12 protein-coding genes and 1 pseudogene are annotated in these 15,507 nt (G+C 68.3%); 7 read left to right on the forward strand and 6 right to left on the reverse strand.

The features are described from left to right. The first annotated feature begins 6 nt into the window (after window positions 1-6). The 5 genes from AXA74_RS07955 to AXA74_RS07975 are packed head-to-tail and all read left to right on the forward strand — an operon-like array spanning window position 7 to window position 6,029. The gene (locus tag AXA74_RS07955; RefSeq protein WP_029580603.1) at window positions 7-915 is read left to right on the forward strand and encodes a branched-chain amino acid ABC transporter permease; all 909 of its coding nucleotides are present in this window, start codon (window positions 7-9) and stop codon (window positions 913-915) included. Beyond that, entirely contained in the window at window positions 912-2,672 is a 1,761-nt protein-coding gene (locus AXA74_RS07960; protein WP_032979431.1) for a branched-chain amino acid ABC transporter ATP-binding protein/permease, read from the forward strand. The genes AXA74_RS07955 and AXA74_RS07960 overlap by 4 nt, the downstream gene beginning before the upstream one ends. Further along, on the forward strand, window positions 2,672-3,388 hold the full coding sequence (locus AXA74_RS07965; RefSeq protein WP_029580605.1) for an ABC transporter ATP-binding protein: 717 nt from the start codon (window positions 2,672-2,674) through the stop codon (window positions 3,386-3,388). Before AXA74_RS07960 ends, AXA74_RS07965 begins: the two co-directional genes overlap by 1 nt. Window positions 3,389-3,419: 31 nt before the next feature. Next, the gene (locus AXA74_RS07970; protein ID WP_032979432.1) at window positions 3,420-4,862 is read left to right on the forward strand and encodes an aldehyde dehydrogenase family protein; all 1,443 of its coding nucleotides are present in this window, start codon (window positions 3,420-3,422) and stop codon (window positions 4,860-4,862) included. 9 nt (window positions 4,863-4,871) lie between these two features. Beyond that, the gene (locus tag AXA74_RS07975; RefSeq protein ID WP_029580607.1) at window positions 4,872-6,029 is read left to right on the forward strand and encodes an iron-containing alcohol dehydrogenase; all 1,158 of its coding nucleotides are present in this window, start codon (window positions 4,872-4,874) and stop codon (window positions 6,027-6,029) included. A 30-nt stretch (window positions 6,030-6,059) separates the two neighbouring features. On the opposite strand, the gene AXA74_RS07980 is transcribed toward AXA74_RS07975, so the two are convergent. The 4 genes from AXA74_RS07980 to AXA74_RS07990 all read right to left on the reverse strand — a co-directional run bounded on the left by AXA74_RS07980 (window position 6,060) and on the right by AXA74_RS07990 (window position 10,389). Then, window positions 6,060-6,833 (reverse strand): DeoR/GlpR family DNA-binding transcription regulator, encoded by a 774-nt coding sequence (locus tag AXA74_RS07980; protein WP_032955726.1) that lies wholly within the window; start codon window positions 6,831-6,833, stop codon window positions 6,060-6,062. Between the two features lie 123 nt (window positions 6,834-6,956). Further along, window positions 6,957-9,170: a phosphocholine-specific phospholipase C gene (locus AXA74_RS07985; protein ID WP_032955724.1), complete on the reverse strand. Its 2,214-nt coding sequence runs from the start codon at window positions 9,168-9,170 to the stop codon at window positions 6,957-6,959. 23 nt (window positions 9,171-9,193) lie between these two features. Beyond that, the gene (locus AXA74_RS24470) at window positions 9,194-9,349 is read right to left on the reverse strand and encodes a hypothetical protein (RefSeq protein WP_164725166.1); all 156 of its coding nucleotides are present in this window, start codon (window positions 9,347-9,349) and stop codon (window positions 9,194-9,196) included. A gap of 272 nt (window positions 9,350-9,621) precedes the next feature. Further along, on the reverse strand, window positions 9,622-10,389 hold the full coding sequence (locus AXA74_RS07990) for an SDR family oxidoreductase (protein WP_029580610.1): 768 nt from the start codon (window positions 10,387-10,389) through the stop codon (window positions 9,622-9,624). A 100-nt stretch (window positions 10,390-10,489) separates the two neighbouring features. Here AXA74_RS07990 and AXA74_RS07995 point away from each other — a divergent pair, with 100 nt between their 5' ends. Together AXA74_RS07995 and AXA74_RS08000 are read left to right on the forward strand one after the other, a co-directional pair. Further along, the gene (locus AXA74_RS07995) at window positions 10,490-11,383 is read left to right on the forward strand and encodes a LysR family transcriptional regulator (protein WP_029580611.1); all 894 of its coding nucleotides are present in this window, start codon (window positions 10,490-10,492) and stop codon (window positions 11,381-11,383) included. A 107-nt stretch (window positions 11,384-11,490) separates the two neighbouring features. After that, window positions 11,491-12,702 carry an MFS transporter gene (locus AXA74_RS08000; RefSeq protein WP_032979433.1) on the forward strand — a complete coding sequence of 404 codons (1,212 nt, stop codon included), beginning with the start codon at window positions 11,491-11,493 and terminating at the stop codon, window positions 12,700-12,702. Window positions 12,703-12,718: 16 nt separating this feature from the next. Here the strand turns inward: AXA74_RS08000 and AXA74_RS08005 are convergent, their stop codons facing one another. Together AXA74_RS08005 and AXA74_RS24345 are read right to left on the reverse strand one after the other, a co-directional pair. Further along, window positions 12,719-15,088, reverse strand: a complete 2,370-nt coding sequence (locus AXA74_RS08005) for a TonB-dependent siderophore receptor (protein WP_032979434.1) — start codon at window positions 15,086-15,088, stop codon at window positions 12,719-12,721. 90 nt (window positions 15,089-15,178) lie between these two features. Continuing rightward, window positions 15,179-15,507: pseudogene (locus tag AXA74_RS24345) on the reverse strand (FecR domain-containing protein); the annotation flags it as partial.

The raw sequence follows: 15,507 nt of genomic DNA on the forward strand, positions 1-15,507 counted from the left end.
CCAGGTATGTCGACGACCGTACTCCAGGCCTTGATCGGCGGGCTGACCATGGGCGGCATCTATGCCTTGATCGCCCTGGGTTTCAGCCTGACCTACACCACCACGCGGACGCTGAATTTCGCGCAGGGCGATTTCGTTTCGGTGGGAGCTTTCGTGGGCCTGGGCACGGTGGGCTTGGTGGCCAGCGCGCTGGCCATCGATCCGGCGACTTCGCCCTGGGCCTATGTGCTGGCGGCGCTGGCGGCCACCGTGGTCATGGGCGTGATGGGGCTGCCGCTCTATCTGGCCGCCATCCGTCCTTTCGCCGGCAGGCCGGGCATGTCCTGGGTGATGAGCACCATAGGGTTCGGCATCATCATGCAAAGCGCCGCGCTGTCGCTCTGGGGACCGGGGGCGCGCATGGTGGCGGCCCCCCTGGGCGACGAGGTGATCCGCGTGGCCGGCGTGGGTTTCCGCTCGCAGGAGATTGTCGTGCTGGTCTTGGCCATGCTGCTGCTGGGCGCGGTGGATTTCGCCATGCATCGCACTTCGCTGGGCCGCAGCATGCGGGCCGTGGCCTTGAACCGCGATGCGGCCGCGCTCATGGGCATACCCGTGGCGCGCGTGATGGCCCTGACCTTCGTGGTGAGTTCGGCGCTGGCCGGCCTGAGCGGTGTGCTGATCGCGCCTATCGTCTCGGCTTCGCTGTTCATGGGCGTGGTGATCGCGCTCAAGGGCTTTTCGGCCGCCATCGTCGGCGGGCTCACGAACTTGCGCGGTTGCATGCTGGGCGGCGTCCTGATCGGCCTGGCGGAGTCGTTCACCGGGCTGTGGAGCGCGCAGTGGCGCGAGATCGTGGTCTTCGTGGTGGTGATCGCCGTGCTGGCGGCCTTTCCCAATGGCCTGTTCGGCAAGACCCTGGTGGAGAAAGTATGAGCGCCGTGCAGACCCAGGCGCGGCCAGCGCCTCGCCCGCGCAGCCTGCGGCATGGCGCCATCGTGCTGGCCGCCTTGCTCGCCGTCCTGGCCTCGCTGCTGGACAATGATTTCTACCTGCGCATCTTGTTCATGTGCGGGGTCTATTATCTGTGCGCCGCCGGCATGAATGTCCTGGCCGGCTATGCGGGCCAGAAATCGCTGGGGCAGGCCGGGCTGTTCGCGGCCGGCGCCTATGCGGCGGCCCTGCTGACGACGCGCTGGGAATGGCATCCAGCCTTGGCGCTGGCGGCCGCGCCGGTGGTGGCCGCGGGGGTCGGTCTGCTGATCGCCTTGCCCTCCCTGCGCGTGAAGGGCCCCAGCCTGGCGCTGGTGACGCTGGCCTTCGGCATCGTGGCCGAGAAGCTGGTCACCGAGTGGACCGATGTCTTCGGCGGCGCCCAGGGCATCTACGGGATCGCGCCGCTGGCCTGGGCCGGGGCGCCGTTTTCCCTGCGGCAATGGGTATGGCTGGTGCTGGCCCTGGCCCTGGCGGTGCACCTGGCGCTGGCGCGCGCCTTGCGGGGCCGTTTCGGGCGGGCCTTGCTGTCCCTGCAGTTCGACGAGATCGCCGCCGCGTGCTCGGGCATCGCGGTCTACCGTTACAAGACGCTGGCCTTCATGGTGGCGGCGGCCTTGTGCGGGCTGGCCGGAGCCCTGGTGGCGCAGCAGAACCAGTACTTCAATTCTGATTTCATTACCTTTCATCTGTCGGTGTTCATCCTGCTGCTGGTGCTCTTGGGGGGCGCCGGCACGCTCTACGGGCCCTTGGCCGGCGCTGTCGTCCTGACGTTGACCGAAGTGTTCCTGGCCCAATGGCCGTTCGCCCAGCATTTCGTCTATGGCGGCATGTTGCTGTTCGCGCTGTATCTCATGCCTCGCGGCATCGTGGGGCTGTTCGACCGCCGGCGGCCCGAACCGCCGCGGCCGCCGGCCGTCATGGAGCAGGCCGAACTGCCGGCGCGCCCGGCCGCCCGCGGACTGCCCTTGCTGCAACTGTCGGGCATCTGCAAGAACTTCGGCGGGGTGGTGACGGCGCAGGACATCAACCTGGTGCTGGAGCCGCAGCGCATCCATGCCCTGATCGGGCCCAATGGCGCGGGCAAGAGCACGCTCATCAATATCCTGACCGGCGTCATCCCGCCGACGGCCGGCACGCTGAGCTTGCAAGGACGCGATATGACGCGCGCCGGCGCGCACAGGCTGGCCGCCGCCGGCGTGGCGCGGACCTTCCAGAACCTGCGCCTGTTCGGCGCCATGTCGGTGCTGGACAATGTGCTTGTGGGGGCCCATGCGCGGCTGGGCCAGGGCGTGTCGGAAGCGCGGGCGCGGGGCGAGGCCATGGCCGTGCTGGCCTTCACCGGCCTGCTGGCGCATGCCCAGGCGCCGGCCGGCAGCCTGCCTTATGGCGTGCAGCGCCGGGTGGAGCTGGCGCGCGCCCTGGCCAGCCGCCCGTCCTTGCTGCTGCTCGATGAACCGGCCGCGGGCCTGAATCCGCAAGAGACGCGCGAGCTGGGCCAGCTGGTGCGCCGCATCGGCGGCCTCGGCGTGGCGGTGCTGATGGTCGAGCACGATATGAGCCTGGTGATGAATATTTCGGATCACATCGTGGTGCTGGACCGGGGCGTGGTCATCGCCGAAGGCCCGCCCAGGCAGATCCAGAACAATCCGCGCGTCATCGAGGCCTATCTGGGCAGCGATACGGCATTGGAGGCGTGATGCTCGATATTGAGAATATGGAGATCTCGTATGGGCCGGTGCGCGCGGTGCGCGGCGTATCCATGCATATCGGCCGCGGCGAGATCGTGGCCCTCCTGGGCGCCAATGGCGCGGGCAAGAGCAGCCTGCTGCGCGGCGTCATGGGTCTGGTGCCGGCCGCCGGACAGCTGCGCTTCGAGGGCCGCGAGCTGCGCGGCCTGCCGACGCCCGGGCGCGTCATGGCCGGCCTGGCCATGGCGCCCGAGGGCCGCCAGGTGTTCACCGACCAGACCGTGTACGAAAACCTCTTGCTGGGGGGCTATCTGATACGCCGCGAGCGCGCGCGCGTGGCGCGGCAGATCGAAGGCTATTTCGAGATGTTCCCCCGGCTCGGCGAGCGCCGCGAACAGGTGGCCGGCACCTTGAGCGGCGGCGAGCAGCAGATGCTGGCCATCGCGCGGGCCTTGATGTCCAACCCGCGGCTGCTGATCCTGGATGAGCCGTCGTTGGGCCTGGCGCCGCTGGTGACGGCCGATATTTTCCGCGGGCTCAAGCGCCTGCGGGCCGAAGGCATGACGGTGCTGCTGGTCGAGCAGATGGCCAACCAGGCCCTGGCGATCGCCGACCGCGCCTATGTGCTCGAGGGCGGCGCGGTGACGCTGCAAGGCCCGGCGGCCGAACTGCGCCGCGACCCGCGCATACGCGAAGCCTATCTGGGCGGCGAGTTTGCCGCCTGAGACCTCTTACCGATCCCGAACAAGGAATGCCATGACACTCCCGCAATATGGTTGCTTCATCGACGGCGTCTGGGGCCCCGCGGCCTCGGGCGGGCTGATCGACGTCCTGGATCCCGCCACCGGCCAGCCCATTGCCGCGATCGCGCGCGGGCAGGCCGGCGAGGTGGACGCCGCCGTGCAGAGCGCGCGGCGCGCCCTGCGCGGCTGGGCGGAATGCCCGCCGGTGCATCGCGCGCGGGTGCTGGCCGAGATCGCCCGCCGCATCACGCTGGAACAGGACCGCCTGGCCCGCCTGGAGAGCCAGGACACGGGCAAGCCGCTCAAGCAGGCCCAGGCCGATGCCGTGGCCGCCGCGCGCTTTTTCGAGTACTACGCCGGCGTGGCCGACAAGGTGTTGGGCAGCTCCATTCCGCTGGGCGCGGAGTATTTCGATTTCACCGTGCGCGAGCCGGTCGGCGTGACCGCGCAGATCGTGCCCTGGAACTATCCCCTGCAGATCGCCTCGCGCGGACTGGCGCCGGCCCTGGCCACGGGCAATACGGTGGTGATGAAGCCGGCCGAACTGGCCTGCCTGAGCGTGCTGGAGCTCACCCGCATCTGCCATGAGGCGGGCCTGCCGGCCGGCGTGCTCAATGTGGTGACCGGCCTGGGCCAGGAGTCCGGCGCGGCGCTGGCCGCGCATCCAGGGGTGGGGCTGGTGGTGTTCACCGGTTCGGTGGCCACGGGCAAGGGTGTCATGAAGGCGGCGGCCGAGAATATCGTGCCTGTGTTGCTGGAGCTGGGCGGCAAGTCGCCCAATATCGTGCTGGCCGACGCCGACCTGGACGCCGCCGCGCCGCTGTTGCTCAAGGCGGCTTTCCCGCATGCCGGGCAGACGTGCTCGGCGGGCACGCGCATCCTGGTGCAGCGCGGCGCGCACGCGGCGCTGCGCGAGCGCCTGGCCGCGCTGCTGGCCGAGCTGCGGGTCGGGCCCGGCCTGGGCGATCCGGATATCGGCGCGCTGGTCAGCCGCGAACAGCAGCGCAAGGTGCGGGACTATATCGAGATCGGCCGCCAGGAGGGCGTCGAGGTCATCGCGGGCGGCCGGCCCCTGGCCGGCGCCGACCTGGATGCCGGTAATTTCGTGATGCCCACCTTGCTCGATGGCGCGCATCCGCGGATGCGCGTGCACCAGGAGGAGATCTTCGGCCCGGTGCTGACCCTGGTGCCCTTTGATGATCTGGAGCAGGCCGTCGAGATCGCCAATGGCACGGAGTATGGGCTGGTCGCCGGCATCTGGGGCCGCGACGTGGGCCAGACGCACCGGCTCGCGCAGCGTGTGCAGGCTGGCCAGGTCTTCATCAACTGCTATGGCGCCGGCGGCGGCGTGGAGCTGCCTTTCGGGGGCTACCGCAAGTCCGGCTTCGGGCGCGAAAAAGGCCTGGATGCATTATTGTCGTACACCCAGGTCAAGAACGTCTGCATCCGCATCTAGGTCACCGCCATGAACGCTGTTTCGAGTTTTGCCTGCCCGACCCGCCTGGTGTTCGGCGTGGACGCCCACCAGCAATTGCCCGCCATCGTCGCCGCCGGCGGCGCGCAGCGGGTCTTCCTGGTGGTGGATCCGGCCTTGGCCGAAAGCGAGATCACGCGCGCCATCACCGCCCGGCTGGGCGAGCGGCAGCTCGCGCTGGCGGTGTACGCGGAGGTCGAGCCCGATCCGAGCGACACCACGGTGCACGCCGCCTATGAGCGCTGCCGGTCCCACGGCGGTCAGGCCATCATCGCCATCGGCGGCGGCAGCACCATCGATGTCGCCAAGTCCGTGGCCATCCTGATGACCAACGGCGGCAGGATCGCCGACTACGAAGGCATCGAGAAGTTCAGCATCCGGCCCATGCCGCTGTACGCCGTGCCGACCACGGCCGGCACGGGCTCGGAAGTGTCGGGTGCCTGCGTGGTCACCGACACCGCCCGCAACGTCAAGATGGCCATCCGCCATGCCGCGTTCAGCCCGGCCCAGGTCGCCGTGCTGGACCCCTTGGCCGTGAGCTCCATGCCGGCCCATGTGGCCGCGCATGCGGGCATAGACGCTTTTGTGCACGCCTTCGAGTCGTATCTGTCCAAGCTGGCCAATCCCTTCTCGGATGCGGTCAATCTGCACGCCATGAGGCTGATCGCCGGCAGCATCCGGCCCTTTGTGGCCAACCGCCGCAACACGGGCGCGGCCATGGACATGCTCTGCGGTTCGTCGATGGCGGCGATGTCCTTCGGCGTGACGGGCCTGGGCAATGTGCATTGCATGGCGCTGCCGCTGGGCGGCGTGTTCCATATCCCGCATGGCTTGGCCAATGCCTTGTGCCTGCCCACGGTGGCCGAGTTCAACCTGATCGCCAATCCGGCGCGCTATGCCGAGGTGGCCGCCATTCTTGGCGTCGATTGCCGCGGCCTGCCGCAGCTGGAGGCGGCGCGCCGCGCGGTGCAGGCCATCCGCGAACTGTGCGCAGACCTGGGCATCCCGGCGCGCCTGCGTGATGTCGGCGTGACGGAAGACTCGCTCGATGAGCTGGCGCGGCGCAGCTATGCCGCCGATTACAACCGCTGGAACCCGCGCCACACCACCGAGGCCGATTTCCGCGCCTTGTTCCGCCGGGCGTACTGAGCAGGGCGACAGCGCGCGCGTGGAGGTCGATCAGGCCTGCACGACCTCCACGCGCGCGGCTTGCAGCGCGGCGCGGTCGGCGGCCTTGCCTTTGTGGCGGTTGGTGACCACGACGTCGATATCGGCGGCCGGGGCATAGGCGACGCGGCTGGCCTGGCCCAGTTTGCTGTGGTCGGCCAGGATGATGAGGCGCTTGGCCCTGCCCGCCATGGCCCGCGCCACGGCGGCCTCGGCGTGATCGAAGCTGGTGGCGCCGTGCTCGGCGCTCACGCCCACGGGCGAGAGCAGCGCGATGTCGGCGTGGTAGCGATGGATGTCCGAGATGGTGACGTCGCCGCAGGTGGCGGCCAGCGAGGCGCTGACCTGGCCGCCCAGCAGGATGACGTGGTTGGCCGGGCGGGTGACGTGGACGGCGGCCATTTTCTGGGCCACCAGCAGGCCATTGGTGATGACGGTGATGCCCGTCATGGCGGCCAGCTCTTCGGCCAGGATGGCGGTGGTGCTGCCGGCGTCCACGAACAGGGTCTGCCCGGCTTGCACCAGCCGGGCCGCGGCGCGGGCGATGGCGCGCTTTTCCTTGGCGCGCACGGTCTGGCGCACGGCCAGCGGCGGTTCGGCTTGCCCGCCGGTGGCGACGATGCCGCCATGCACGCGCCGCAGCCCGCCCTCGGCCTCAAGCGCGAGGAGGTCGCGGCGCACGGTCTCGCGCGAGACGCCCAGGTCCTGCGCGATGCGTTCGGTGCTGACTTGGCCGAGGGAGGAAAGCAGACCGCGGATGCGGTGCAGTCGGGTTTCTTGCAGCATTGTCGACGAAAGAAAAGGCGGCCACCATGGCGTGCTGTTCGATGGTAACAGCGAAGTGGCCGCCCGGGCGGAATGCCCGCGCGCCCTGCCGGGCGCGCGGGGGCGATGCAGGAGTCCGGGGGGTCAGAGGTCCTGCTGGCCCATGGCCGGATCGCTCACGCCGTCCTTGCCGGTTTCCACCCGGCCGGCGAAGCGGCGCGAATAGCCGGGCAGTTCGGCGCAGGTGATGACGAAGTCATACCAGTGCTCGCTGTCCGATAGATCCCACGACAAGGTCTTGCTTTCGCCGGCGGCCAGCGTGACGCTCCAGGGGCCATCATAGCGATAGGCCTTGGCGCGCGCGTGCAGGGTGGCCGGGGCAGTGCCATTGTTGGTCAACGTCACTTCCACATTGCCCTGCGTGATCTCGTAGCACACGCGGACCTCGGGGTCCTGTGCCTGGGCGCCGCGCTGCAGCGAGAGATCACCGGTGAAGGCACGATGGTAGCCGTTGGGGCCCAGCACCCACAGGTCATAGCGGCCGCCGTTGTCGGCATTCACGTTCCAGACGTCGTCCAGTTCCTTGCCGGCCTCGACCATATAGCGTTGCGGGACGCGATCCAGGTTGAGCCTGTCGTAGACGTGGAAGACGGCCGCCTGCTTGCCCGTGTTGGAGAACAGCAGCTTGACCGTGCCGTTGAGCAGATCGGTGCGCGCGCTGGTATGCAGCTCGTAGGGCAGGGCGCGCGAGGCGCGCGTGCCGGTCTTCTGTTGCGGCAGCTGCTGAGGCGAAGGCAGGGCCACCTGGGCCAGGGCCTCCTGCGCGGCGCGCAGGGCGTCGGCATCGGCGCGGGTCTTGCGCCCGCCCAAGGTATCGAGCGGCGCCAGATTGGGCGTGGCGAAATTGAAAGCCGAGGTCAGGTCGCCGAAGACGGCGCGGCGATAGGGGCTGATGTTGGGCTCGGTCACACCGAAGCGGGCTTCCAGGAAGCGCAGCACCGAGGTGTGATCGAAGTGCTGGGAATTGACCCAGCCGCCGCGGGTCCAGGGCGAGACGATGTACATCGGCACGCGCGGGCCGGGACCGAAGCAATCCCCGTCGACGGCCGGCATGCCGGTGCCGGGGACGGCTTGCGTGATGTAGTACTCGGAAGCCATATCCTGCGGCGAGAGCGTGGTCTTGCCGTAGGCGTCGGCCGGGTCCAGGGCCTTCAGGGAGGGCGCGCAGGAGGGCGGATAGTGATCGAAGAAGCCGTCGTTCTCGTCGAAGTTGATGATGAGGACGGTCTTGCTCCAGACATCGGGATTGGCCGTGAGCGCGTCCAGCACTTCCTGGATGTACCAGCCGCCTTGCACGGGACTGGAGGGACCGGGGTGTTCGGAATAGACCTCGGGGGCCACGATCCAGCTGACCTGCGGCAGCTTGCCGGCCTGGATGTCGGCCTTGAAGGTGCCCAGGAAGCCGCCGTCGGGCATGGTGTTGGCGATGCCCTTGTACAGGGGATTGCCGGTGTTGTCGCTGGCCGGGTCGTAGGCCGGGTTGTTGGCGCGGTCGTGATAGACCGGCTTGCCGGAATTCACATTGGCCTGGCGGTATTGCCGGAAGCCGAACAGCGGATTGTCGGTGAAGTTGTCCGGCATGTTCTGATAGACCATCCAGCTCACGCCGGCGGCTTCCAGACGCTCGGGGTAGGTGGTCCAGTCAAATCCGCCGGTGCTGATGTCATCGGTGCTGTCCAGGCCGTCCCAGACGTTGTTCACCACCACGCTGCCATTGCCGACGGTGGCGCCGTTGGTGCCGCTCCAGTGGAACAGGCGATTGGTATTGGTGCCGCCATGCAGGGAACAGAAGTAACCGTCGCAGATCGTGAAGGCGTTGGCCAGCGCGGTCTGGAAGGGCACTTCCTGTTCCGTGAAATACCCCATGGACTGCTGTTTCTTGTAGCGCGGCCATTCGAACATGCGGCCCTTGTTCCAGGCGTCGCGCGCGTCGGTCCAGCTGTGCGGTGTGCCGCCGACGCGCTGGGCGTTGCCCATGGATTGGTCCAGGTGGTAGGGCAGGATGGGCTTGCTGTTGGCATCAAGCTGCTGCAGGACGTTCAAGCCATTGGGCACGGGAATGGTGTGCCGGTCGCCAAAACCCCGTACCCCGGCCAGGGTGCCGAAGTAGTTGTCGAAGGAACGATTCTCCTGCATGAGGATCACGACATGCTCTACGTCGCGGATGGTGCCGGTGGCGTTGTTGGCCGGGATGGCCAACGCGCGGCGGATGCTGGGCGGAAAAAGCCCGAGGGCGGCCGTCGCGGCCGCGGTGCCGGCGCTGGCGCGCAGGAATTTGCGTTTGGATGCGTCGATCATGCGAGTGGTCTGTCGTGGTGGGCTCAGGGGGCGCAGCGCAGTTGGGGCGAGGCGGGCTGGGTCGGTTGCGTGGGCGTCTCGGGCGACGTGTCGTCGTCGTGGTCGCTGCTGCTGCAGGCGGCCAGCAGGCCGGTCAGCACCAGTGCCGCCGCCAGGCGCGAAAGAGAAAGGGATGTCATGGTGATTGAGGTTGTGGCGTGGGTAATACGAACGAGAAAGGACAGGGCAAAATCGATCGGTCAGTGGGTGCAATTGAAATACACAAATATCCACATATGCTCAATATGACTCATCGGCATGACAGATCCGTTACCTCGGCGCCTGTGTGCCGCGCACGCGACATAAGCGGTCTGTAAGGCGTTTCGTGGCAGGCAAAGCAAACGGGGCACCCGATGGGTGCCCCGTTGCCTGCCTGCTGATGCCGTCTCAACGCATCTTCAACGCCGCTGCGCTATTTGGTGGTGTAGCCGCCATTGACCAGCACGGTCTGGCCGGTCATCCACCAGCCTTCGCTCACCAGGAAGCGCACAAAGGGGGCGATGTCCTCGATGTCGGTCAGGCCGGTCTTGCTGAAGGGCGACAGGGCGGCGGCCGACTTGTGGTAGGCCACGGCATCGGGGCTTTCCTGCCCATAGAAGAACGGCGTGTCCATGGGGCCGGGGCCCACGGCGGTGACCGAGATGCCGCGCGCGCCGAATTCCTTGGCGGCGGCGCGGGTGTAGTGCTCGACTGGCGCCTTGCTGCCGGCGTAGGTGGCATAGAAAGGGGTGAAGGCGCCCAGCAGCGAGGTGACCAGGGTCACGATCTTGCCGTTGTCATTGACATGCCGGCCCGCCTCCTTGAGGAAGAAGAACGCCGACTTGGCATTGACGGCGGCCATCTCGTCGTATTCGGCCTCGCTGGTTTCCAGCATGGGCTTCTTGAGCACTTTGCCCACCGTGTTGATGGCGATGTCGGGGCGGCCGATGGCGGCGACCGTATCGGCAAAGAGTTTTTCCACGGCGGCAGCCTTGGTGAGATCGGCCTGCAGAGCGATGGCCTGCACGCCCAGCGCCTTGATGGCCGCGACGGTGGCCTGGGCATCCGCCTGGCTGGCCGCGCTGTTGTAGTGGATGGCGATGGCGTGGGCGCCGTGCTGGGCCAGGTCGCGGGCGATGAGGCCGCCGAGATTCTTCGCGCCGCCTGCGATGAGGACCACTTTGCCTTGGATGCTGTGCATGCCGGACTCCTATGAGGGAAGGGGAGGCCTTCACTTTATTTGCCGTCTATTCATGAATAAATAGATAAAATCTGGCTAGACAGTACAGGATTTATTACCAATGGATCGGATCGATCAGCTCCGCGTCTTCATCCGCGTGGCGCAAAGCGGCGGCTTTACCTCGGCGGCCGAGCAGCTCGGCCTGCCGCGGCCCACGGTGTCCCTGGCCATCCAGCAGCTGGAGGCCCGGCTGGGCACGCGGCTGTTCAGCCGCACGACGCGCCGCGTGGGCCTGACGCAGGATGGCGAGTCGCTGCTGGAGCGGGCCATCGCGCTGGTGGCCGACGCCGAGGAGCTGGAGCAGCAGTTCCGCCCGCGCGTGTTGCATGGGCGCTTGCGGGTGGACATGCCCAGCCGCATTGCGCGCCGCCTGGTGGCGCCGGCCCTGCCGCGTTTTTTCGCGCGCCATCCCGGCATCGAGCTGGAGCTGGGGTCCAGCGATCGGGCGCTGGACCTGGTGCACGAGGGAATCGATTGCGCCCTGCGCGTGGGCGAACTGCCGGCCAGCAGCCTGGTGGCGCGGCCGCTGGGGCCGATGCGCTTGATCAATTGCGCCAGCCCCGCCTATCTGGCCCGCCACGGCAGGCCCTCCTCGATGGCGGACCTCGGCGGCCATCTGGCGGTCAAATATGCCTCGCCTTCCAGCGGGCGCGTGGCGCCCTGGCAATGGTGCGCGGACGGCCAGGTGCATACGCTGGCCCTGGGCGGGCCGGTCGCGGTCAACAATGCCGAAACCTATATCGCCTGCTGCCTGGCCGGCCTGGGCCTGATCCAGATCCCGGCTTTCGATGTGCGCGAGCACTTGCTGGCCGGCGAATTGGTGGAGGTGCTGGCCGAGTGGCCGCCGCCGGCCATGCCGGTGTCCGTGGTGTATCCGCACCGCCGCCAGCTCCCGCGCCGCGTGCGGGCTTTCAGCGACTGGCTGGCCGAGGTGCTGGCGCCCGCCCTGGCCTGAGACCGCGCCGGACGGGCCGGGTCCGGCCGGCGCGTTGGCGTTACCATTGCAGCGGCCCGTCCCGCCTCGCGGCGGGCCTGTTTCCGTTTTCGAGCCTCACCCTGTCTATGTCCACTTCCACCGGCATCGTCGACGACCTTGCCCATCCGTCCTCCGAACTTTCCGCCGCGCAGACCCGCCGCGCCCTTTTTGCCCTGGGCGTGGGCGGTTTTGGCATCGGCACTGGCGAATTCGTCATCATGGGCCTGTTGCCCGATGCCGCCAGCGACCTGGGGATCTCCATCCCGCAGGCCGGCCACCTGATCAGCATCTACGCCTTGGGCGTGGTGATCGGCGCGCCGCTGTTGGCCGTGCTGGGCGCGCGCCTGCCCAGGCGCCGTTTCCTGATCGGGCTGATGCTGGTCTTCGCGCTGGGCAACTTCGTCAGCGCCATGGCACCCGGCTTTGCCTCCATGGCGCTGGCGCGCTTCCTGACCGGCTTTCCGCACGGCACGTACTTCGGCGTGGCCGCCCTGGTGGCCGCCGGGCTGGTGCCCCTGCACCGGCGCACCCAGGCCGTGGCCATGGTCCTGCTGGGCCTGACCATCGCGACCCTGGTGGGGGTGCCCATCGCCGCGGCCATCGGGCAGTGGCTGGGCTGGCGCTCGGCCTTCGCCATCGTGGGGGCCATCGGCCTGCTGACGGCGCTGCTGGTCTGGCGCTGGGTGCCGTACCGCCCCGGCAACAAGGCCGCCAGCCCGCTGCGCGAGCTCGATGCCCTGCGCCGCAAGCAGGTCATCCTGACGCTGGGCATAGGGGCCATCGGCTCGGGCGGCATTTTTTCCGTGTTCAGTTATATCAAGCCGACCATGATCGAGGTGGCGCACCTGCCCGAGGCCTGGGTGCCGCTGGTGCTGGCGCTGTTCGGCGCCGGCATGGTGGGCGGCAACCTGCTGGGCTCGCGTCTTGCCGACCGCGATATGGAACGCACCATCCGCTATGTGCTGGTCTGGGCGGCCATCGTGATGAGCGCCTTTTTCCTGACCTCGCACAGCGCCGTCCTGGGCTCGTTCAACGTGCTGCTGATCGGCACCGTGGTGGCTTTGGGCGCCACCTTGCAGACGCGGCTGATGGATGTGGCCGGCGACGCCCAGACCCTGGCCGCCGCCCTGAACCATTCGGCCTTCAATATCGCCAATGCGCTGGGCGCCTGGCTGGGCGGCGTCGGCATCGACGCCGGCCTGGGATGGTCGTCCACCGGCTGGGTGGGCGGCCTGCTGGCGTTGGCCGGCCTGGCGATCCACTACTGGGCGCTGGCCGATATGCGCAAGCGCGCCTGACGCCGCGGCGCGCGGCTTACCAGCGGTAGGTGGCGCTGCCCATGACCACGCGCCGCGTGCCATAGGCGCATTGGGCGGGTGTCACGCATACGGCGTAGACCTTGTCGAACAGGTTGCTGGCGTTCAGGTCGAAGCGCCAGTGTTTGTTGGCGACATAGCGCAGGCCCAGGTCGACCAATGTGCGCGGCGGGGTCTTGCCCAGCGCATTGTCCGCGTCGATGAAGGTAGTGCCGACATAGCGCACGCCCACGCCGCCGCCCAGGCCCGCCAGCGGCCCGCCCTGGACGGTGTAGTCCAGCCACAGCGAGGCCATATGGGCCGGCTGCTGGGTAGGATGCCTGCCCTCGGTGCCGTCGTTGGCCTTGGTGATGGCGGCATCCACATAGGAGTATGAGCCCATCAGCCGCCAGGCGCGGTCCAGCACCGCCGTGCCTTCCAGTTCGACGCCGCGCGAACGTTGTTCGCCCGATGCGCTGGAATAGGTGGGATCGATGCTGTCGGGGGTCAGCACATTGGTCATGCGCAGGTCGAACAGCGACAGCGTGGCGAAGCTCTGCGCCCCTTCGGGCTGGAACTTCAGGCCCACTTCGTATTGCCGGCCGCGGCTGGGCGAGAACTGTTCACCCTGGCGGTTGGTGCCGATATTGGGCTGGAAGGATTCGGAGTAGCTCAGATAGGGCGCCAGGCCCAGCTCGCCGCGGTACATGAGCGCGGCGCGGAAGCTGTTGGCCGCATCGCTCTGGTCGCTGCGCCCGCCGTTCAGTTCATTTTTGATTTTCTGCGTGGCCCAGTCGCGCCGCGCGCCCAGCGTGAGCAGCCAGTGGTCGCCGTATTTGGCCTGGTCTTGCAGATAGGCGCCGAACTGGCGCAGATGCGAGCGCTGGCGCGAGGCGATGCGGGTGATGGCCGCCGTACCGTTGTAGTCCGGGTCATAGACATCGAGCACGCTGATCGCGCCGCGCCCCTGGGTGCGCAGTTGATCGTAGTCGTAGTAGTCCAGGCCGCCCAGCACGGTGTGCTGCCAATCACCCGAGGCGAAGCGCCCGTGCAACTGGTTATCCAGCCCGAAGACATCGACTTCGCGCATGTCGGAGAAGGGCAGGCGGTTCAGGGTGCGGAAGTTGGCGGGGTCGTCCGCGTCGGCGGGGTTCATCGTGGCAAAGCCCAGGCCGTAGCCGGCCGTCTTGACCCGGTAGCTCAGGTGGGCGTAGCGGAAGTTCTGCCGGAACTGGACGGCGTCGTTGAATTCATGCGCGAACTCATAGCCGAACAGGGTCTGTTCGCGCTTGATGTCGTCCAGGTCGGGCTCGCCCACGAAGCGGCGCACCGGGATCTTGCCATTGGGGTTGTCCAGCACGGTGCCGTAGGCGGGCAGGAACTGGCCGAAGCCCACGCGGTCTTTCTGGTAGCTGGCCAGGAGGGTCAATGTGCTGCGTTCGGAGGGCCGCAGGGTCAGCGCCGGTGCGATATAGGTCCGGTCATCCGGCGTGTATTGCACCTGGGTGTCGCTGTGGCGCGCGAGGCCGGTCAGGCGATAGAGCACTTTGTGGTCATCATCGACGGCGCCGCTGAAATCAAAGGCCGCCTGGCGGTTCTGGTAACTGCCGCCGAGCAGCTGGATTTCACGCAGGGTGGTGTCGGTCGGTTTCTTGGACACCATATTGATGAGGCCGCCCGGCGCGTTCTGGCCATAGAGCACGGAAGACGGGCCGCGCATGACGTCCAGCTGTTCCAGGCCGTAGGGCTCGATGCGGAATTCGGTATTGGACTGCAGGCGCAGGCCGTTGAGGTAGAGCCCCAGCGTGGATTCGCTTACGCCCCGGATGTTGATCCAGTCGTAGCGGGTTTCGGCGCCCGCGTTGTCGGGCAGAACGCCCGCGCTGTAGCGCAGCGCCTGGCTGACGGTCTGCGCGCCCAGCATATCCATGGCTTCTCGCGTCACCACCGAGACCGACTGCGGCGTCTCCAGCAGGGAAGTGTCGGTCTTGGTGGCCGTGGCGGTCTGGGTGGGCACCAGGCCGGGATTCGGCACGCCGCGCGTGGCGTTGACCGGGATGGCCGGCAGCTCGGCGGCCGGCGCCGGCTGCACCACGTAGGCGCCGGCCTGGCTACCCGGCCGGATGGCCAGGCCGTGGCGGGCCAGCAGCGCCGCGAAACCCTCCTCCAGGCCGTAGCTGCCATGCAGGCCATTGCTTTGCCTGTCCGCGGTGAGGGCGCTGTCGGCCGACAAGGTCACGCCCGCCTGGCGGGCATAGGCGTTGAGCACCTGGTCCAGGCTGCCGGCGGGGATGTCGTAGCGGGCGGCCTGGGCGCAGGCGGGGGCGCTCGCGAGGCTGGCCGCCACGAGCGCCGCGGCCAGCGGGAGCGAAAACTTGCCAATGGGCATGAAGAGTCCTTGAGCAGGAAAAGGAAAAGGGGCGAGAACGGGTCTCTCTCTTCCTATCCCGCGCGAGCGGCGGAAATCGACAACGCGCGGTCAGCGCGGGCCGACCACGGTCCACCAGCGGGTGTAGCGCGCCACCCGCAGCGGCAGGGCGTCGGCCAGGGCCCGCAAGGCGGCATCCGTGTCGCGCAGCGAGAACACGCCGCTCACGCGCAAGCCGTCCAGCGCCTCATCCCAGCGCAGCACCCCCGGGCGGTAGCGGGAGAGTTCGTCCAGGAAGTCGGCCAGCGGCATGGCTTCGGCGCTCAGGATGCCGCCGGGCCAGCCCGGCTCGCGGGCCCGGGCGGGTCCGCCGGCCCGCAGGCCGCGCGCGTCGTAGCGGCCGGCCTGGCCCGCCTGCAGCAGGCGGTAGGGGCGGCCCG

The sequence above is a fragment of the Bordetella hinzii LMG 13501 genome (assembly GCF_001548475.1).
Lineage (GTDB): Bacteria > Pseudomonadota > Gammaproteobacteria > Burkholderiales > Burkholderiaceae_B > Bordetella > Bordetella hinzii.